Source organism: Enterococcus sp. 125944, from assembly GCF_051909435.1.
GTDB lineage: Bacteria > Bacillota > Bacilli > Lactobacillales > Enterococcaceae > Enterococcus_D > Enterococcus_D gallinarum.
Window position 1 is genome coordinate 1 of the sequence record NZ_JBQASY010000051.1, and the last position, 3,166, is coordinate 3,166.

A 3,166-nucleotide genomic window follows, 5' to 3' on the forward strand; every position below is an offset into this window, starting at 1 on the left:
CCACAAGAAACAATTGACACTATTTTTGAAGATGTTGTTTCTGAACATCCGTTGTTAGCTGCAATCGGTGTGAAAAATGCTGGATTACGCTTGAAATTCTTGAAATCTGAGACAAGCGGTGTAGCTGTTTGGGGTAAGATTTTTGATGAAATTAAAGGTCAGCTAGATGCTGCGTTCAGTGAAGAAGAGTCAATTCAAAACAAATTGACCGCATTTGTAGTCTTACCAAAAGATTTAACGCAATTTGGTCCAGCGTGGGTTGAATCATTTGTACGTTTACAAATTCAAGAAGCGTTTGCTGTAGCTATGGAATTAGCTTTCTTATCAGGAACTGGTAAAGATCAGCCAGTCGGGTTAAATCGACAAGTTCAAAAAGATGTATCGATCACCGGTGGTGTGTATCCAGAAAAAACACCAGAAGGGACTTTGACAATTGATCCTTTAGCAAATGGAAAAGAAAACCTTTTGGAAATGGGTAAAATTAAGAAATTTCATTCCGTAAAAGAAAATGGGAAACGATTAAACACTGCTGGAAAACTTTGTTTGGTAATCTCGCCAGAAGATGCCACAGATTTAGATGTCGCTTTTACAATTGTCACTAATGCTGGATTGTATGTTAAGAACACACCATTCAATATTCAAATTATCGAGTCAGAGGCGCAAGCAACTGGTAAGTGTTTGAGCTTTGTAAACGGGCGTTATGATGGCTATGTTGGTGGTGGTGTGTCAATCAAGAAATTTGATCAAACACTCGCATTGGAAGATCTAGACTTATATGCTGCTAAGACATTTGCATATGGTAAAGCAAAAGATAATAAAGTGGCGGCTGTTTGGACACTTACTATTACCGGTGGTGGATCGGGGAAGTAATTCCCCCAACAATTGGCGAAGTAACGCCAACGACTGATGGGGCAGTCATTAATCTTTCATAAAGGAGTGGGACTATGAACGATAAAAAATATATCGATGAGTATAAAGCTCGGTTTCGTATTTTCCACTCATCAGAAGATGCAGACATCGGCGAACAGCTTGAAAGTGGCTTTTCTGATATTAAATCACTGATTGGTACTTTTGATCCTAGTAATTACCAAAAAGGGAAAGAGTTAGTTTATGAACGAACTCGTTATTTGAGGAACGAGGCGCTTGAATACTTTTATGACAATTTTCAAACTATGATCATGGACGCGTCAATTGACTTGGCAGGTGATAGAGTTGCCGATTAAATCAAAATATACACGACCTGAAATTGTGGCCGGTGATTTAAATACGCCGGTTACCTTTTTTGAAGTCATGCCAAACAAAGGACCCGAACCAGGCGAACAAGAAAGTAAGAAATTGTTCAACTGTACTTGTTTAGTCTACAGTCCTTCTTCTAAGGATAGAGATATTCTTAGTGGAAAAGGTACGAAGAAAGCTGTCACAATCAAGATTCGAGACCCATTCACAGACTATTTGCCAGACAATGGCCATAAAGTAGTCTTGGATGATTATCGATATAAAGATGATGTCTGGGATATTGTAGATTTTGCGCCAGATATTGAGAATAACGATTTCCTTAAAATCATCTTGGGGGTGACCTCATGACGTTTTCTATCAATGGTGTAAATGATATTTTAAAAAATCTAGAATCTAAATTAGGGGAAAAACGTACTACAAGAGTCGTGAATAAGGCTCTAAGAAAATACGGTGAAACACTCAAGAAGGATGTTGAGGAAGCAACAGCATCTTATATGGACACAGGAGAAACACACGATACAGTCATCGTTTCAAATGTGAAAAAAGGTCCTCCAAAACAAGTTCAAGTCGGTTGGGGGCAAGGCTCAAGATGGCGTTTAGTCCATTTGAGCGAGTTCGGATATACTCGTTTTGGTAGATATATCAGTCCTCGTGGGAAAGGAAAACTACAAGCTGTGGCAGATAAAACAGAATCAACTGCTTTGAAAGAATTACAATCAGAATTGGAGGAATTAGCACGATGAAAGATATGATGATGGAAGTCTACAATGCTTTGATCGCTAATCCTCTGATTGCAGAAAAAGTCACAGCTGAACAAATCAAGTTTTATGAAGCGCCCGAATCATTTGACAGATCAAAAGCGTTTATTATTATTGATACTTTTAGCGGTCCGCCGATACCTGCTTACTTCGCTGCGAATAAAGAATTGTCGCAAAAGTTCAGCTATCAGATCAATGTTGAATCAGCTAGTCGTATACTGACTAAAGAAATTGCAAAAGCTGTCAAAGACACAATGTGGGAATTTGGCTTTTCTCAGTTATCAGGTGGATTAGACGAGTATTTCCCGGAAACAAAACGTTTTGTTGATGCAAGACGATATCAAAAAAATACAAAAATTTATGACACTGATTATTGATCGGTGTCTATTTTATTAGGAGGAATTAACAATGGCAGTTCCATACGGATTTTCAAAAGCAACAATTTTACGTTTAGGTGATGATTTGAAACCAGCAACGAGTGCTGAAAAAGTTGAAATTAAAGGCGTTCCTCGTGAAGGAGCGACATCTAGTTTTGAGATTACCGGCCTAACAAAAACACCAGTTAAAGTGTTTGGATCAAATATCGCTTATTTCTTGGCACGAAAAGGATATGGCGATGTTGCAGCAAACTTAGGCTTGTTGGATGTACCATACGAACTGGACCACGAAATGGCAGGTCATAAGAGGACTAAAGAAGAAGGCGGAATTCATTTAGTTGGTAACGACACTGAGCCACCGTACTATGCAATTCTATTGGAATCAGAAGATGCCTCAACTGGTGAAATTTTGGGTACTGGTATTTTTGCGGCAACTTTTGGACGTGATGCTTATAAAGCTGCGACAATCACAGACGAGGACTTTACGCCAGAGCCTGACGAGTACGTTTGTACACCAGTTGCTAAAAAATTAGATGGCATCGACAAACCACAAATCGTTGGCTTTGCACAAGGCGATACCGAAATGACAGAGCTTAAAAGCTTATTGTTTGGAGAAACAACGCCGGGGGAGTAACGGTCCCTGTCGTTGGAACAATTACACCAACCAATGATGGGGCCACAGTCGAATTATCATAGAAAGGAGCAAATGAAGATGGCAGATACATTTCGAATTTACAAAGGTGATACTAAAATTGTTGAGGGAGCAAGTCCTTTATCGATTACAGGTATAGAGCC

General features: G+C 39.2%; 6 protein-coding genes. All 6 read left to right on the plus strand.

The features are described 5' to 3' along the window. On the plus strand, positions 1 to 870 hold an 870-nt coding region (locus ACTFWY_RS17665; protein WP_439939970.1), incomplete at its 5' end, for a phage major capsid protein. Positions 871 to 944: 74 nt separating this feature from the next. Continuing rightward, positions 945 to 1,223: a phage gp6-like head-tail connector protein gene (locus ACTFWY_RS17670; RefSeq protein ID WP_252651059.1), complete on the plus strand. Its 279-nt coding sequence runs from the start codon at positions 945 to 947 to the stop codon at positions 1,221 to 1,223. Beyond that, positions 1,204 to 1,584 (plus strand): phage head-tail adapter protein, encoded by a 381-nt coding sequence (locus ACTFWY_RS17675; protein WP_436796570.1) that lies wholly within the window; start codon positions 1,204 to 1,206, stop codon positions 1,582 to 1,584. Before ACTFWY_RS17670 ends, ACTFWY_RS17675 begins: the two co-directional genes overlap by 20 nt. Then, entirely contained in the window at positions 1,581 to 1,979 is a 399-nt protein-coding gene (locus tag ACTFWY_RS17680; protein WP_252651061.1) for an HK97 gp10 family phage protein, read from the plus strand. The genes ACTFWY_RS17675 and ACTFWY_RS17680 overlap by 4 nt, the downstream gene beginning before the upstream one ends. Then, entirely contained in the window at positions 1,976 to 2,371 is a 396-nt protein-coding gene (locus ACTFWY_RS17685) for a hypothetical protein (protein WP_123836389.1), read from the plus strand. Before ACTFWY_RS17680 ends, ACTFWY_RS17685 begins: the two co-directional genes overlap by 4 nt. A gap of 31 nt (positions 2,372 to 2,402) precedes the next feature. Next, entirely contained in the window at positions 2,403 to 3,005 is a 603-nt protein-coding gene (locus ACTFWY_RS17690) for a phage tail protein (protein WP_123836388.1), read from the plus strand. Positions 3,006 to 3,166: the final 161 nt, after the last annotated feature.

Excerpts from the sequence above, each read along its gene's own strand:
- ACTFWY_RS17685 (WP_123836389.1), top strand. The coding sequence starts at position 1,976 with ATGAAAGATATGATGATGGAAGTCTACAATGCTTTGATCGCTAATCCT.
- ACTFWY_RS17670 (WP_252651059.1), top strand. The coding sequence starts at position 945 with ATGAACGATAAAAAATATATCGATGAGTATAAAGCTCGGTTTCGTATT.
- ACTFWY_RS17680 (WP_252651061.1), top strand. The coding sequence starts at position 1,581 with ATGACGTTTTCTATCAATGGTGTAAATGATATTTTAAAAAATCTAGAA.
- ACTFWY_RS17690 (WP_123836388.1), top strand. The coding sequence starts at position 2,403 with ATGGCAGTTCCATACGGATTTTCAAAAGCAACAATTTTACGTTTAGGT.